Origin of the sequence: Streptomyces sp. NPDC001508, assembly GCF_040298665.1 — a bacterium.
Lineage (GTDB): Bacteria > Actinomycetota > Actinomycetes > Streptomycetales > Streptomycetaceae > Streptomyces.
The window spans coordinates 1-14525 of the sequence record NZ_JBEPAP010000065.1 but is presented as its reverse complement, the minus strand read 5'-3'; the positions used below and the strand labels follow the sequence as shown (position 1 = coordinate 14525).

Annotated in this window: 12 protein-coding genes and 3 pseudogenes; 9 read left to right on the top strand and 6 right to left on the bottom strand. The window is 67.1% G+C overall.

Annotation, left to right across the window (positions count from 1 at the left end):
- Nucleotides 1–47: 47 nt before the first annotated feature.
- The 3 genes from ABT245_RS37400 to ABT245_RS37390 all read right to left on the bottom strand — a co-directional run bounded on the left by ABT245_RS37400 (nucleotide 48) and on the right by ABT245_RS37390 (nucleotide 3053).
- The gene (locus tag ABT245_RS37400; RefSeq protein ID WP_351742958.1) at nucleotides 48–515 is read right to left on the bottom strand and encodes an FG-GAP repeat domain-containing protein; all 468 of its coding nucleotides are present in this window, start codon (nucleotides 513–515) and stop codon (nucleotides 48–50) included.
- A complete protein-coding gene (locus tag ABT245_RS37395; RefSeq protein ID WP_351742955.1) occupies nucleotides 484–2322 on the bottom strand; it encodes a hypothetical protein in 1839 nt (612 codons plus the stop codon). Before ABT245_RS37395 ends, ABT245_RS37400 begins: the two co-directional genes overlap by 32 nt.
- 377 nt (nucleotides 2323–2699) lie before the next feature.
- A complete protein-coding gene (locus ABT245_RS37390; RefSeq protein ID WP_351742952.1) occupies nucleotides 2700–3053 on the bottom strand; it encodes a MerR family transcriptional regulator in 354 nt (117 codons plus the stop codon).
- A gap of 565 nt (nucleotides 3054–3618) precedes the next feature.
- Between ABT245_RS37390 and ABT245_RS37385 the strand changes: the two genes are divergently transcribed.
- The 3 genes from ABT245_RS37385 (at nucleotide 3619) to ABT245_RS37375 (ending at nucleotide 6074) form a co-directional block, all read left to right on the top strand.
- Nucleotides 3619–3993, top strand: a complete 375-nt coding sequence (locus tag ABT245_RS37385) for a GvpU-like protein (RefSeq protein WP_351742949.1) — start codon at nucleotides 3619–3621, stop codon at nucleotides 3991–3993.
- 273 nt (nucleotides 3994–4266) lie between these two features.
- Entirely contained in the window at nucleotides 4267–5016 is a 750-nt protein-coding gene (locus ABT245_RS37380; RefSeq protein ID WP_351742946.1) for a response regulator transcription factor, read from the top strand.
- Complete coding sequence (locus tag ABT245_RS37375; protein ID WP_351742943.1) at nucleotides 5013–6074, top strand: peptidase associated/transthyretin-like domain-containing protein; 1062 nt, start codon at nucleotides 5013–5015, stop codon at nucleotides 6072–6074. The genes ABT245_RS37380 and ABT245_RS37375 overlap by 4 nt, the downstream gene beginning before the upstream one ends.
- 329 nt (nucleotides 6075–6403) lie before the next feature.
- Here the strand turns inward: ABT245_RS37375 and ABT245_RS37370 are convergent.
- Nucleotides 6404–6644, bottom strand: a pseudogene (locus ABT245_RS37370) (sugar-binding domain-containing protein); the annotation flags it as partial.
- A 188-nt stretch (nucleotides 6645–6832) separates the two neighbouring features.
- Here ABT245_RS37370 and ABT245_RS37365 point away from each other — a divergent pair.
- The 4 genes and pseudogenes from ABT245_RS37365 to ABT245_RS37350 form a co-directional block, all read left to right on the top strand.
- A pseudogene (locus ABT245_RS37365) lies at nucleotides 6833–7648 on the top strand (triphosphoribosyl-dephospho-CoA synthase); the annotation flags it as partial.
- Between the two features lie 1220 nt (nucleotides 7649–8868).
- Complete coding sequence (locus ABT245_RS37360) at nucleotides 8869–9255, top strand: type II toxin-antitoxin system RelE/ParE family toxin (RefSeq protein ID WP_351742940.1); 387 nt, start codon at nucleotides 8869–8871, stop codon at nucleotides 9253–9255.
- Nucleotides 9252–9590, top strand: coding sequence for an XRE family transcriptional regulator (locus tag ABT245_RS37355; RefSeq protein ID WP_351742937.1), 339 nt, complete (start codon nucleotides 9252–9254; stop codon nucleotides 9588–9590). Before ABT245_RS37360 ends, ABT245_RS37355 begins: the two co-directional genes overlap by 4 nt.
- 278 nt (nucleotides 9591–9868) lie before the next feature.
- Nucleotides 9869–10750: pseudogene (locus tag ABT245_RS37350) on the top strand (tyrosine-type recombinase/integrase); the annotation flags it as partial.
- A 277-nt stretch (nucleotides 10751–11027) separates the two neighbouring features.
- On the opposite strand, the gene ABT245_RS37345 reads toward ABT245_RS37350, so the two are convergent.
- Nucleotides 11028–11414 (bottom strand): hypothetical protein, encoded by a 387-nt coding sequence (locus ABT245_RS37345; protein WP_351742931.1) that lies wholly within the window; start codon nucleotides 11412–11414, stop codon nucleotides 11028–11030.
- Between the two features lie 518 nt (nucleotides 11415–11932).
- On the opposite strand from ABT245_RS37345, the gene ABT245_RS37340 reads away from it, so the two are divergent.
- Nucleotides 11933–12502: a hypothetical protein gene (locus tag ABT245_RS37340; protein WP_351742928.1), complete on the top strand. Its 570-nt coding sequence runs from the start codon at nucleotides 11933–11935 to the stop codon at nucleotides 12500–12502.
- A gap of 225 nt (nucleotides 12503–12727) precedes the next feature.
- Here ABT245_RS37340 and ABT245_RS37335 read toward each other — a convergent pair whose 3' ends face one another.
- Nucleotides 12728–13012: a hypothetical protein gene (locus ABT245_RS37335; protein WP_351742925.1), complete on the bottom strand. Its 285-nt coding sequence runs from the start codon at nucleotides 13010–13012 to the stop codon at nucleotides 12728–12730.
- 241 nt (nucleotides 13013–13253) lie between these two features.
- On the opposite strand from ABT245_RS37335, the gene ABT245_RS37330 reads away from it, so the two are divergent.
- Entirely contained in the window at nucleotides 13254–14423 is a 1170-nt protein-coding gene (locus ABT245_RS37330; RefSeq protein WP_351742923.1) for a restriction endonuclease, read from the top strand.
- Nucleotides 14424–14525 lie beyond the last annotated feature (102 nt).

Sequence of the window (14525 nt, the reverse complement as noted above, 5' to 3'; positions counted from 1 at the left end):
CCGGACGATCCGTGTCGTCCGGGCCCGTGGGGATGTGTGAGGGCCGGTCAGAACAGGGCCTTGTAGCCCTGCCAGCCGGTGGCGATCTTCGTACGGCCGCCGAAGGAGCCCTTGCCGTTGCCGTTGTTGCGCCAGACGGTGCCGGAGCTGTCGCGGGAGACGATGTCAGCTCTGCCGTCGCCGGTGATGTCGCCCACACCCACGATCACGTTGTACGACGGGCCCCAGTCGTCGAAGACCTTCACCCGGCTCTTGAACTTGCCGGTCGCGGTGCCGTCGTAGCGCCACAGCTCGTTCGACTTGTCCTGCGCCAGCAGGTCGCCGTAGCCGTCGCCGTTGAGGTCACCTGCGCCCACGATCTTCCTGTAACCCGTCCACCTGGACGCGATCTTCACCCTGGCGGAGAGCTTGCCCGTGCTCGTCGCCTTGTAGAGGTAGACGTCGCCGGTCGAGGACTGGCGGGCGACCAGGTCGGCCCGGCCGTCACCGCTGATGTCCCCGGGCGAGGTCAGCATGTCGTACTGGTTCCAGCCCGTGCCCAACGAGGTGTACGCGGTGGAAGGCGTCACCGCCGCCCCGCACGCGGGCCGGTAGGCGCGCAGGGCGCCGCTGCTGAACCGGACGAGCACGTCGTTGCGGCACACAGTTCCACAGCAGCCAGCGGCCGACCGCCTGGAAGTCGTTCAGCAGACAGCCGTTTCCGAACCACACCGGCTCGCCCCGCCGCCCGGTCAGCACGTCGACGGGGACCGCGGTGTCGTTGCCGGACATCACCCACAAGGTGGTGCCCCACAGCGCCCGCACGCCGTCCGTCGTCGTGAACACCGTACGCCCGGAGTCGAGGTCGACGACCCGGGTCTCCGCCGTTCCGTCGCTGGCCCACGGCCTGGTCAGGGCGGCGAAACGGCCACTGGCGGCGGTCGCGGACCGGTAGACGCGGGAGCTGTCGATCCGGGTGCCGGGCAGCGACTGGGTGGGCCCGAGGACGTAGGGCTGCTGGGCGGTGCTCGTGCCGTAACCCGAGATGACGGTCCGGCCGTCACCGGTGTCGAGGAGGCGCGGGCCGCCCTGCGCGTAGTTCTCCGGCGCGATACGGCCCCGGGTGGTGCGTGCCCCCACCGTGGGGGAGCCGGTCGCGCCGGTCTCACGGGTGTGGAGATACGTCCACTCCCCCTCGGGGTCCTTCTCCACGGTGGTCAACCGGCCCTGGGTGAGCGTCAGTTGGGAGACGCTGTGGACGGTCGTCCGGGGATATGCGTCCGCGACCCTGCGCACGGTGACCCCGCCGCCTTCGGCCGGCTCGACGAGGGAGACACCCCATTGGTCGGTGCCGGCGCCGCCCGGCACCAGGAGCCCGCCGTCCGGAGTCGGCACGGCCTGCCGGGACGTCCTCGCCAGAAGCGTCCGCGGCGCGGAGCCGTCGAGGGGGACGGCGTCGACCCGCCAGACCGGGAGGCCGGTGTCGTAGCGGCCCAGCGAGGAGTCGTACCGCGACACGACGACGGTGTCACCGACCAGGCCCAGCACCTGCCCGACGTCGGCGAGCGGCATGGTCCGCGGGGCGGCGGTCAGGTCCTTGCGGGAGGCGATGTGCAAAGTGCCGTCGTACCACCACACCAGGTGGGTGGAGCTGAGCGCGACAAGGGAGTACCATGACCGCACGGCGTACGGCAGCGTCGTCAGGCGCCCCTGCTCGACATCGAGCCAGCCGGTGAAGTCGTCGTCGCCCTTGCGGTACCGCACGACCTGTCCGTGCGCGTCACCCAGCGACGAGGGGGACGACAGATAGACGCCGGAGGGTACGCCTTCCACCGTGCGGTCGGCGACGGAGCCGTCGTCCCGGACGTCCAGCAGATGCCACACGGCGTCGGTGCCCGGGGTCCCCGCGGTCGTGACGACCGTCGACCCGAGGGTGCTGAAGTACGCCTGCCCGTCCGGGAGCGCGACCTCGCTGACCCGGCCGGACGTCATGTCGCGCAGCGTCACGGTCCTGGCGGAGCCGTCGTAGCGGGCGACGACGTCCGAGCCCGCGCCGGCACCGGTGACCTCGGTCCCGGCCGTCGCGGACCCGTCGACGACCGTGTCGACGCCGTCGTACGTCGTCCACAACCGGCCGCGCCCGCTCTCGTAACGGAGGAACCCCGAGGGCCCCGCGCTCAGCAGACTCGTCTGGGGAAGCAGGGCCGCGGTGGCCGGCACGGTCACCTCACCGGTGGCCGTTTCCCCGTGCGCGCTGCCGACCGTCAGCGGGCCGAGGCCGAGAGCCAGTGTGAAGGACACGGCGGCGGCGGTGGCGCCTCGTACGAGCGCACGTCTGCCCATGCAGGACCTCTCCGGGAACGGTAGGCGAAAGCCGGGAGAGACCTGTGCGTACGCCGCCCGAGCCCCAGGCCATGGACGCGGCACACATGCCGTTCAGACATCCCCCCAAGCAAGTGGCCGGATCCTAGCATTTGCCCTGTTCATGACCGATCAACGACGGCGGGCACTCCTACCGAAACCCCTGCAACGCCTTCGCTCTGCCGGAGGGTCGCCTGCGGGAGATCAGCGACGCTCTGAACGGCGAGGAGCGACAGCCGCACCGGGCATCCGACTGAGTGGGCCCCCGGCCGACTGGGCCTGAGCCGACGACAGTCGGTCACGGTGGCGGGTGCGTCGACCGACCATGTACGCGTGTGCCTCGACGCACCCCACCGGCCTCAGCCACGCTGCCATGTCGTCGACCGGAGCGAGTCGCGCCGACGGAAGCGTGGCGGCTCGGCGTTGATGCGCTGTGCTTCCTCAAGCTGGTCCTCCAGGATGACGATGCGGCACGCGGCCTCGATCGGGGTCCCCTTGTCGACGAGTTCGCGGGCGCGCGCGGCGATCCGCAGTTGGTAGCGGGAGTACCGGCGATGTCCTCCCTCCGAGCGGAGCGGAGTGATCAGACGGGCCTCACCGATCGCTCGGAGGAAGGCCGGGGTGGTGCCGAGCATCTCGGCCGCCCGGCCCATCGTGTACGCGGGGTAGTCGTCGTCGTCCAGACGGTCGTTCAGAGGGCTGTCCGATGTCATGTCACCTCGTTGTGCAACGCGTCGAGGGGCCCCGGCGCCGTACGGCACCGGGGCCCCGAAGGGGATGTCAACACCATCTGTCGGCCCTACTGCTGTGCCGACCTTCTGTTTCCGCTACCGGCCCGGCAGGGCGGAGCGGGGGATCGCAACTGCGTGACCGGGGACCACCATCCCTTCCTGGACCAACCACTGAATGAACAGGTACCGCTGTCGGCGGCTTCTCGACGTGCGAGCCGCCCAGTGCGGCTGTCAGTCCCGTCACCGTTCTGAAAACACTGTGGCTTCGAGGCTCGACAGCCGCACTGACCTGCATACTTCGCATTCAGCCACCCGCCAGTTCGTGTCTGGCGGGTCTCCTTCGACCGTGTCTACGAAGAAGACCGTACCCACGACAGATACGAAACCCTGCTCCGGCAAGCGCAGATTTCACCCTTCCGGCGGAGGAAGAAACTTTGCCGTGAACGGCCCTTACCGGGTGCCGGAAGCCGGCCTCCCGCCGCCCGCGCAAACCGCTTCAGCCCTGCGGGCGGTCCGGGTACCGACGGGGCGCATAAGCTCTGCTGTCATGTCGAACCCTGATGAGCTGCTCGTCGCCATCTCCGCCGCGGTGGAGTCCGAGCGAAGCAATCAGATGTCGCTGACCGTGGTCGTCGGCGGCGCCGTCATCACCGGCCGGCTGGCGCCCGAGGCCGTGTGGAGAGAGCGGGTGGCGGAGGTCCTCAAGGGCTCGGATCGTCTCGGCCCGTTCTCGGACGTCTTCACCCGCGGCCCGCGAGGGAGCCGGCCCGGCAGTGGCGAGGCGCCCACGCATCTGCACTTTCATCTCGCCCGGATCCTCCAGGGAAGCCTCGGCATCCCGGAGACGGGCGGCATGTACCGAGTCGCGATCAAGGACGTCAGCGCATGGACCGTAGGCGATCTCAGCTACGTCGACCGGTGAGACGTGTCTGCGCCCCGTAGCCCGGCCGGCGGTTGACGAACGCAGGGCGACAGCGGAGCGGGACCACCCAGGTCGCCGCCATGGCGCACGCTCTCCCCGTCGATGCCCATGAAGAGGCGTTGTCCAAGGCTCGTGCCAACTGCCGCCCAAGTGACGCGACTTGAGCACCATGTTCGCACTATGTGGCCCAGGCCACCGAAGAACAGTCTCCCCTGGAGACTGTGAGGCCGAAGCTCACAGGTGTGCCACAGCTTCGGGACGGACGATGAGGCCATGCATGGGCAAGATGTCACCCGGGACAACACCGTGCGAGTGCTGATCGTTGATGACGAGCCGGAGCTCTCGGCGCTGCTGTCCGCCGCTGTCGCCGACGCCGGATGGCAGCCGTACGTCGCCGGCGGCGGGCACAAGGCCATCCGGCTCGCGCGCGACTGCGCGCCGCACGCCGTGGTCCTGGACTGGATGCTTCCCGATCTCGACGGTCTGCACGTACTGCGCCGACTGCGGTCCGAGAACACGCGGTTGCCCATTCTCATGCTGACCGCCCGCGACGCGCTCGCCCACCGTTTGGAGGGGCTGTCGGCGGGAGCCGACGACTATGTGACGAAACCGTTCGCCCTGGAAGAGGTGATGCTGCGGCTGCGAGGGTTGCTGCGTCGCGTCGGCACCGGTGCCGGAACCGCGAAGACCGCCGTACCCGAGTCCGTCCGGCGGTTGGGCGATCTGGTGCTGTCCGAGAGCAGCCGTGAGGCGTGGCGCGGCAGCACGCCTGTCAGGCTCACCACCAAAGAGTTCGACCTGCTGTGGTTCCTCATGGGCCGGCCCCGGCAGGTGTTCAGCAAGGCACAACTTCTCGACCGGATCTGGAACAGTTCCTTCGATGGCGAGGGCAATCTGATCGAGGTGTACATCTACAGCCTGCGCTCCAAGATCGACAAGGGGCGGGCTCCGATGATCCACACGGTGCGCGGACTCGGCTATACGATCCGGCCCGCGGAGGACGGGCATCCCGTGGCGCCGTGACCGGCGTACGCGGAACCCTCGTCCCACGCGGCCGGTCTCTGCGGACGCGGCTGGTCGTCTTCCTGTCCGTGATGCTCGTTCTCGTCTGCGGTGCCATGGCCGCGGCCACCGCGATCGTCCAGCGGGACTTTCTGATGCGAGACCTGGACGAGCGGGTCACCGAAGCCGCTGAACGAAGCCAGGGAGCCCTCGATCAGTACGCCGGCGACACCCGGAACCTCGGTTTTCTCAGGATCCGTGGTCAGACCGCCGGAACCCTCGCGGCTCGTCTCGACGCGGACGGTGACGTCGTCGCCGCCGCGGTGGTCGCGGACGACGGACATCAGCGGCCCCTCTCCACCGCACAGCGAACCGCTCTGGAGGATGTCCCCGCGGACGGCAAGCCGCACACCCTGACCGTTCTCACCATCAAGGTGATCGACTCCGAGACGTGCAAGCCGGTGCGGAACGCGGCGGTCGACATCTGGCACTGCGACGCGCTGGGCGTCTACTCCGGTTATGAGTCCCTCGGCTCGTCCCTGGGCGGCGGCATGCCCTCCGGCACCCCCACGGGCACTCCCACCGCCGTGCCGACGGACGGCGGTGGCGCCGGCATGCACCAGGAACCCACCGACGACAAGCGCTATCTGCGCGGCACCTGGCGCACCGACCACCAGGGCAAGGCGCGCTTCACCACCATCTTCCCGGGCTGGTACCAGGGCCGGGCCGTGCACATCCACACCAAGGTGCATGTGGACGGGAAGTGGACCAAGAACGGCTATGAGGGCGGACACACCTGCCACACCGGCCAGTTCTACTTCGAGGAGGAGGCCGTCCTCGCCGCCGCCGAGCTGAAGCCGTACTCGACCAGCACCGTCACCCGCACCACCCTCACCGAGGACATCATCTACGACCAGAGCGGCGCCACGGGCGGCCTGCTCACCCTTCGGTACGACAAGAAGAAGATCGCCAAGGGTGTCGCCGCGTCGATCACGGTCGGCGTGGATCCGGAGGCCACCCATGACGGCGACGACGCCACCGTGCCCGGTATACCGGCCTCGCCGTCAGCGTCGTCGTAGGACAACACCTCGGCTGTCCGCGGGGCCCAGCGGCCCGTGACGGGTGACAGGAGCCGCGCGAGAACGGCACAGGGAACCGACGGGCCGCGCCGGGCGACCGGGCGGGACGGCTGATCCCCTCGGCAGCCCTGCGCCGCCCCTCTGCGCGCGCTCCTGCCACCGCCCAGTGCCCCAGCCTCCACAGGACCCCAGCTCCCACAGGGCCCCAGCCGCCACAGGGCCCGAGCCCTCTCCAGTGCCTCAGCCCCCATAGGGCGCCAGCCGCCACAGGGCCCCAGCCGCCAAAGTGCCCCAGTCCTCCAGTGTCCCCGCCCCACGGGGCGCCAGCTCCCACAGTGCAGCACCGCGTCGATTGCCGCCGCCTTGCGCTGCCCGCCCGCGATCGCGACGACCTCGGGGCACCCGGCGCAGCTGGTCGGCCTTGACCGTGATGCACCGCTCCCCCAGGTCCCGGCCGACCCGGCGGCCCTCCGCGTCGAAGAGGTGCGCGGACATCTCGGCGGCGACCCCGAGCGAGGCGTAGTGGCCGCGTTCCTCGTCGCTGACCATGTCGTGCACCGTCGAGAGCCCTCTGCAACGCCCCAGCCGCCACAGGGCCCCAGCCTCCACAGGACCCCAGCTTCCACACGTCGCCAGCCGCCACAGGGCCCGAGCCCTCTCCAGTGCCTCAGCCCCTCCCCAATGCCCCAGCCCCCCCGGGGCGCCGACGCCCGCACACGCTTCGGCCGACCCCACCCGTTTCTCCCCAGCAGGCTGCCATGACCGACCATCGCGACATCGAACTGGCGCAAACCGCTCTGTCCGCCCTGACGGCACAGCTGACCCTGACCCCCAAGCCCGGACTGCCCGACACCCGTGATCTTGAGGCACGCACCACCCGTACAGACCACCAGGCCCTGCGCTGGTCGGCGAAGGCCCTGGTGCCCGGCCTCACGGCGATGGCCGCCGCTGCCCGCCGCACCGGGCAGCCCACCGCCCTGCTGCGCGCTGAACTCGGGGCGATAGGCCGGTGCACCGAGCACTCCCTCCGGCTGGCGGGCGGCGGTCACCGAGGTGCTCTGTGGACACTTGGCCTGCTGGTCGCGGGAGCCGCGCTCGATCCGTCCGCACAAGGCGACGGCGTCGCCAGGACCGCCGGCCGGATCGTCGCGCACTCCGACTCCAAGGCACCCCGAAGGGCGACACGCGGTTCGGCGATGTCGGTGAAATACGGCGCGGCCGGCGCACGCGGCGAAGCATGCGCGGGCTTCCCTCACGTGCGCCGTGCCCTCAAGGCGCTGGCCGCGTCCCGGAGGGCAGGCGCCACCGAGGAACAAGCCCGCCTCGACGCCCTCCTGACCGTGATCTCGACTCTCCGCGACAGCGAACTGCTCTATGTCGCCGGACCGTTCGGCTTGCGCCACGTACATGCCGGTGCCCGCGCCGTCCTCGACGTCGGCGGCATGGCGACCGCCGCAGGCACCGAAGCACTCGCCGCCTTCGACGCCGACCTGAACGAACGCGGCTGGAGTCCCCGGGGCAGCGCCGGTCTGCTCGCGGGCGCCCTCTTTCTGGACGCCTTGCCCGCCGCGTCCCGCCACGGCATTCACCGCCTCGCCGAATCCCCGAGTGACGTGCGGCCTTCCCCGGTCTTCGTCCTCGACCAGACGACACGGGGCACTGGAGAACAAGGCGCCCCCTCCTGCGCGCGATCCGCGAGGAGGGAGACATCGGGGGAATCGGGGGCGCGGGGGAGACGGGGGCCGATCGCGGCTTCGCGGCGCTGGGTGTGACCGGGCCGGAGGACGGTCGGTGTGAGTGCCCTTGACGAAGACCGGGCCGTGATTGGTTGGCGATGAACGTGGCGATGTGCGATGGGCTGGTCCTGGCCGGCGTACCGCCGCGGTTGCGTGCCGGATGGGAGGACGTTCTGGTAGGGCTGGCCGTCGTCGGCCGAGCAGCTGCCCCGGCGGACTCGGCGACGTCCAGTTCGCCGCTGAGCCCAGGCCGACGGTGACCGGGACAGGGGCCGGTGCGAGCCGGGTCAGGGTGGCGCTGGCGGGCCGAGCGGTGTGCGGGCGAAACGGGTGCAGACCTGGCAGGTGAGCGTCCGCATGCGCACCATCTGCCGCTGGGGGTGCATCAGCTTCCACTGAGGCTCACCGGTGATCCGGCCGTGGGCGTCGGCGGGATTCCCTCCGCACCGGGCCCAAGCACACCCCGTGGGTCTCGGTCCCGGGGGCCCTCGTCGGCGTAGTACAGCCTCGGGCCGGAGGAGTGCCGCGCGACGACGAGATTGTCCGGCGCCGCGTCCTCACCCTTCCCTGGGTGATGTACGGGATCAGGGGAAGACGCGTGTCTAACGGTTCGACGGCTCGCGGGTTGCAGGGGGTCGGAGGGACGAGAAGGTCACGGTGCCTCCCCAACGCACTGGTTGGCCAACGGACTTCGAGGAGTTCGTCGAACGCCCACGCCGCGCGCCGGATGTGCCCGACGGCCCGGCGGCGACCACCGGGTACCTCCTCCCAACGACGAACCCGCGCGCGCCCCGCGCACCGGTCCGGACAACAAAGCACCCCCGGGTCATTGCCCTGGGGGTTTCATATGGAGCGGGTGACGAGAACCGAACTCGCGCTCTCATCTTGGGAGGCTGCGATCATTTGAGGGCGGTTAGGCGGCTGACCTCGGCGAACGATGGTGATGCAGCCCGGTGCTTTCACCGTGCTTCCCCGCTGTACCCCGCTCGATCTGGTGCGGTTGTGGTGTGCTCCGCTCCGGTCTTGTCAATACAGGCGAGGTTAACGCTTGCATTAACATGATGGCCGTGGCTCAATGGGAGGTGGTCCTTGTCGGGGAGGTCGCGGCGTGGTTCGAGGCACTGGCCGAAGCGGACTGGGACAGCGCTGAACAGGTAGAAGACGCTATCGACATGCTGGCGTCCACGGGCCCAACGCTCGGCCGCCCGCTGGTCGATCGGATCAAGGGTGCTGAGAATCATCACCTGAAGGAGTTGAGGCCAGGGTCATCCGGGAGCAGCGAGATCCGCATCCTCTTCGCCTTCGATCCGGTACGCCGGGCCGTGTTGCTGGTGGCCGGTGACAAGGCCGGGAACTGGCAGCGCTGGTACGACACCAACATTCCGCTTGCTGAGGAGCGGTACCGGACGCATCTGGCAGATCTTCAAACCAGGGAGTACGAATGAGCACCGTCAACTGGGAGGAAACCAAACGCAAGGCGCGCGAGCGGCGTGCGGCCGCTGGGTTGCCGGTACGGTCAGCTCAGGAGAAGCAAGCGGCCATGGACCGGTTGACAGCCGAAGTGCGTGCTCACAAGCTCGCGGAGGTCAGGCGTGAACAGGCGCTGACTCAGCGCCAAGTGGCCGCGTCGATGGGGGTCTCAGCACCTCGGGTCTCCGCGATCGAGCACGGCGAGCTGGATCGCGCGGAGGTCGCGACCCTCCGGGCGTACGTGGAGGCGCTCGGCGGTCGACTGCGCGTAGTCGCAGACTTCGGGGATGCTGAGTACACCGTCGCCTGAGACGCTTGCCGCCAGAGGCCTGGAGTTGAGCCCACGCTCGACAAGCAGAAGGGGCCAAGGTCTCTGACCTGGGCCTTCTCCATGGAGCGGGTGACGAGAACCGAACTCGCGCTCTCAGCTTGGGAAGCTGCGGTCATTTGCGGCTTGTTCATGCACTGACCTGGGCGAACGGGCGAAGAAGGCCCCGTTCGGATCGGCCTCATTCCCCGTGGTTCCCCGCTGTTCCCCGCCCGAACTGGTGCGCTTGTGGTGCGGTGCTCGCATCATCGGACTACGACCTCCTCAGGGTCCACATCTTCCCGGCCTTCGCCGACCTTGACCTGGACGAGATCACTGCCCCTCGCGTCCGTGAGTGGCGCACTGAGCGACTGCGGGCGACCGGTGCAAAGACGACCGTCGCCAAGGCGTACCGGCTCGTCAAAGCCATCATGGAAACCGCCGTCGACGACGAACTGATCAGCCGCAACCCGTGCAGGATCAAGGGCGCGGGCAAGGAGTCGGCCGCAGAGCGTCGTATCGCGACCGTCGCCCAGGTCGACGCCCTCGCCAACGCGATCGGGATCCGCTGGCGCCTCATGGTCTACCTCGGCGCGTACGGTCCGATGCGGCCCGAGGAACTCGCCGGCCTTCGCCGCCGAGATGTCGACCTCGACAACCTGCTGATCCGCGTCCGCGTCGCCGAGCCCGAGCGGACCAACGGCAAACGGGCTCCCGGCGAGACCAAGACCGATGCGGGCGTCCGTACGGTCGTCCTCCCGGCCTTCCTCCACAAGGATCTGAGGCGGCACCTCGACTGGTACGCAGAGAAAGGGCCCGATGGTCTTCTCTTCATCGGCGAGAAGGGAGCGGCATTCCGGCGCACGTCCTTCGGTCGGAAGTGGCGCCACGCACGCGCGGTCGTCGGCCTCCCGGACGGCTTCCGCTTCTACGACCTTCGTCACACCGGACACACCCTCTCGACCCGATCCGGCGCCACCCTCAAGGACACGATGGTCCGCGCCGGCCAGTCCTCCGAGAAGGCCGCGATGATCTACCAGCACTCCGACGACGAGCGGCAACGGGAGGTCGCCGCCGGGCTGGACGACATGGTGCGCTCTGAGCGTGCGAAGCACCACAAAGGCGCTGGCCCGCACCACGAGCAGGAGTCATCAGCGGGCTAATGGTGCGCTAGTGGTGCGGCACCCGCTCACCGGTCTAGACAACAAAGAACCCCCGGGCCTCTGGCCTGGGGGTTTCTGCTGGAGCGGGTGACGAGAATCGAACTCGCGCTCTCAGCTTGGGAAGCTTGGGTTGTCTGCGAGTGGTTGGGAGACTGACCTGTAGCGAAGCGGCTACGGGCCTTGCTTGGCGGACGAATTGTTTTCCGCCACTCACCGTGGTTCCCCGCAGGATCTGGCACGGTTCTGGCACGCACCCCGCAGCGTCAAGGACGCTGCCTCAACTCGCTTGTCCGTTCGGCTCGGCATCAGCTTTGTGGATCAGTCTCTTCACCAGCCTCAGCACGAGGTCCGCATCCTCCTCTGACAAGGCATTAAGGTCTTCGGCGAAGCGGCGCTCTCGCTCCGAACGCGGGTTGGGGAACCGGGTGATTCCGTAGAACTCGTTAGCGATCATCGCCGCAACCTGCTCTTCCGTCGTACCGAAGAGCTTCGCGATACCAGGCAGGTCCTTCGGCGGCGGCGGGTTGAACCGGTCGGTTTGCTCAAGCTGCACATGACGCCACCAGGAGGCGCTTCGCGTGCCACATGACTCTTCTGCCATCTGCTCGTAGGTGATGTGCTTGAACAGATGCTGCACACGGCTGGTGAACGGCTTCTCAGTCATGGTCGCACATTAGGGACTCAGCAAGGCCAGTATCGCCTCAACGAGGCGATTGAGGGCGGCCTTCGCTCGTGTCGGCAGCTTGAGAAGCCGGCGACTACTTCCGCAACCCTCATGCTGGCGTTGCGTGGTTGCAGGGCTTTCCAAGATCGACAACTGCGATACGGCTGACCCGGCCAGCATGCCGCTGCTATGATCAGCATGGGTGTGGGCGCACGGAGCGCGCTCTGCCTCGTGCAGAGTTCACCGGGTTCGACTCCCGGGCACCAAGATCAACAGCTTAAACTCTGTTGTTCTCGGTGTTCGTGAGTCAAGAGGTCGGGGAAACGCTTCGTATGCAGAATGGTCAAAGTGGCTATCCAAAACTTCCGACAGATCACCCATTTCGCAAGCATTCTCAGAACCTCGGCACTCTAGTCTCAGGTCTCCGTCAGGCTGAGCGCATACACAAACAGATGATCAGGCAGGGAGATGCGCCTGGGGTCGCCTTCTCTAGGCGAATGCACTCTCTGATGGTCGGAATGATCGCTGAAGCTCGACTTAGGAAGATTACTCACGACCCCCAGGGCTTTAATGAGCGCGAGCGCAAACTGATCGCCAGCTCGAAATCTCAAATCGACCGATGGAAGTCGGCCGTAGATTTTGCTTTTCGTCGGCAATATGCGGTTCCGATGCATCTGGAAATTCGAGATTCAGGCGTAGATCCGACAGTAATTTCACGCCATGAGATTATTGCCGAGATGCTGGACGATGACCTAAAGCCGATCATCGAAGGCCGAAATAAGATCGCGCACGGCCAATGGATTTGGGAACTCAACAATCTGGAGACGCAATTCAAAGGGCGAGCTGCGGATCCGATGAATTATCTCGCCATCTCGCGTCGGGGTGAGATAATTGACCACTTGGCGGAGATAGTTCATGTCCTGATCGTTTCCGAGCCCGCCTTCCAGCGAGAGTTCGACCGGCTATATGGGAAAATAACCTCCACCAGGCGCATGATCGACGGCAATGACTACCCGCAGTGGGAAGCCGATATCCGTAGCTCGGGTCAGCGGCGCATTCTTTCAGCGGTGAAGGATGAAAAGCTTTAAAAACGACCCACCACTTCCGCCTTCGGGGACAGGGAATAGCCCCGGACCTGGTTGGTAGGCTTGGGGCTGTATGTGCGTATAGTGCATACCGTCCGGTCCTCGGTCCTGTCATACCCGACAACTCCAGGTCAGAGGTCGTTGGGGCCTATGAACGTTGAGATATCTGAGCTAGTACTCCAGCCGTAGATTGTGATGTGACTGGGTAGCTCTGGCCCGCTCTGGCGATCAGGTTCCAGCGAGCAGTTTCGCCTCTGCTTCTGACGACAGCCCGTGCCCCAGCGGTGGTTCGCCGCGCTCGCGGTCCCGGGCCAGCATGTCAGTGGCAGTCAACGCCAACGGAGTCGCTGGGATACCGGCGGCTCGGGCGCGATACGGGCTGCGCTGCTGCGTCGACCACATCGATTCGGGGCGGATCAGCGGGAAGAAGGGTGGCACCGCTACGGCGAGCACCGGAACGACCTCGACCTGGCTGCCTGCGACCCGCGCGGAGGCGTTGATCAGATCGGCCATCGTGGTCGGCTCGGCTAGATGTGCGTTAATCTGACCAGATCGCAATAAGTAACGATTAAGCTACGTTCAGTGATCGTGCCTCACCTGGGTCGGTGCCTGAGCGACTCAAGCAACGCCGGGTGGCGTCAGTAGCCGAAGAAGGTACGTGGGCCGCTGGCGTGCGGCCTCCAGGGAAACCAGGGACTTGAACTGATGCGGAAAACCCTCCCGCTCTCACGGTGTGCAGTGCGAGTCTGTGCGCATGGAACTGGAGGAGCTTCTTCGCGCCATGGACCGCACGGCGGCCAACCTGAAGAAACTGGACAGCGTATGGGAGAGGGCAAAGCCGTTCATCCCAACCGGCCCGCAACTCGGCTCGGATGTTCAGTACGACGGCCTCAGGGAGGCCTGGGCGGACCTACTCCCCGGGCTCCCGCAAATCGACGGTTGGACGATCACCGACCCGCTTCCGGACATCAACGACCTAGGTCAAGCCTTCATCGACTGCCTCGACATCGGCGTGCCGCCAACCGCTGTGCATGCTGCTGGGGACAAGCCGGGAGCGGACATTGCTGCCTATCGATACCGGCTGGACCGGGCTCGCCGACGCGCCGCACGAGGTCGATTGGATCAGCTTGTCTCTACGGTTGACGCCGTTCTCCCTCTCGCCTTGGGAGGTACGGCGCGGGACTCCATGGAGCGCCTAGAGAACGAACAGACTGAGAAGATCGAGACGGCGATTGGAGAGATCGCCAGGCTCCTGGGTGAAGACGCTGAGAACATCGATCGGTGGTGGGATCTGCATCGGCATATGCGGTTCAGTCAGGGCCAGGATTGGCGCGACATCACCGAGCTCGATTGGCCCGCCGTACGCGCCGGCATCGAGGCCAAGGCGCTAGGTGACAGTGACCCGCTACCCGTCCCGGACATCGACCTTGGGCAGGCAGCTTCTGGCAATCTCACGGGGGCGGCGACGTTGGCACTGCCGTGGGAGCGGCTGGACGACGATGGCTTCGAACGGCTTCTCTATGACCTGCTGCGAGACATTCCCGAGCATCAGAATGTCGAGTGGCTGATGCAAACTCGCGCTCCCGACCGCGGGCGTGACCTATCCATGGACCGCGTCCTTCGCGACGGTACCGGCGGTGTCCGTACGGAACGCGTCATCGTTCAGGCAAAACACTGGCGGAGTCGTTCGGTGAACGCTGTTGCCGTCAGCGAGACTGCAACGGCGGGCAAGCTGTGGGGGCCGCCGCTCGTGCGAGGGATTGTCCTGGCCACTAGCGGCCGTTTCACTGCTGACGCAGTGTCCTGGGCGGAACGGCACAACTCGGAGGGCAACGCGCCCTACATCGAACTGTGGCCTGACAGCCGGCTGGAAGCCCTTCTCGCTCGGAGACCACACATTGCCGCCGCGCACGGCCTTAAGTAGCCCGCCATGTCTGCAGCAAGGCTTTCGGGTACCAGCGCACCGAGTTCTTCTGGCTCCGACAGTCGTTCGACGGTGAGCCCGGTTGTGGGTTGAAGCAGGGGC

Coding starts and splice junctions, on each gene's coding strand:
- ABT245_RS37385 (WP_351742949.1), top strand. CDS start 3,619: ATGTCGAACCCTGATGAGCTGCTCGTCGCCATCTCCGCCGCGGTGGAG.
- ABT245_RS37330 (WP_351742923.1), top strand. CDS start 13,254: ATGGAACTGGAGGAGCTTCTTCGCGCCATGGACCGCACGGCGGCCAAC.
- ABT245_RS37400 (WP_351742958.1), bottom strand. CDS start 515: ATGCTGACCTCGCCCGGGGACATCAGCGGTGACGGCCGGGCCGACCTG.
- ABT245_RS37390 (WP_351742952.1), bottom strand. CDS start 3,053: ATGACATCGGACAGCCCTCTGAACGACCGTCTGGACGACGACGACTAC.
- ABT245_RS37355 (WP_351742937.1), top strand. CDS start 9,252: ATGAGCACCGTCAACTGGGAGGAAACCAAACGCAAGGCGCGCGAGCGG.
- ABT245_RS37345 (WP_351742931.1), bottom strand. CDS start 11,414: ATGACTGAGAAGCCGTTCACCAGCCGTGTGCAGCATCTGTTCAAGCAC.
- ABT245_RS37360 (WP_351742940.1), top strand. CDS start 8,869: ATGATGGCCGTGGCTCAATGGGAGGTGGTCCTTGTCGGGGAGGTCGCG.
- ABT245_RS37395 (WP_351742955.1), bottom strand. CDS start 2,322: ATGGGCAGACGTGCGCTCGTACGAGGCGCCACCGCCGCCGCCGTGTCC.
- ABT245_RS37335 (WP_351742925.1), bottom strand. CDS start 13,012: ATGGCCGATCTGATCAACGCCTCCGCGCGGGTCGCAGGCAGCCAGGTC.
- ABT245_RS37380 (WP_351742946.1), top strand. CDS start 4,267: ATGCATGGGCAAGATGTCACCCGGGACAACACCGTGCGAGTGCTGATC.
- ABT245_RS37340 (WP_351742928.1), top strand. CDS start 11,933: ATGATCGCTGAAGCTCGACTTAGGAAGATTACTCACGACCCCCAGGGC.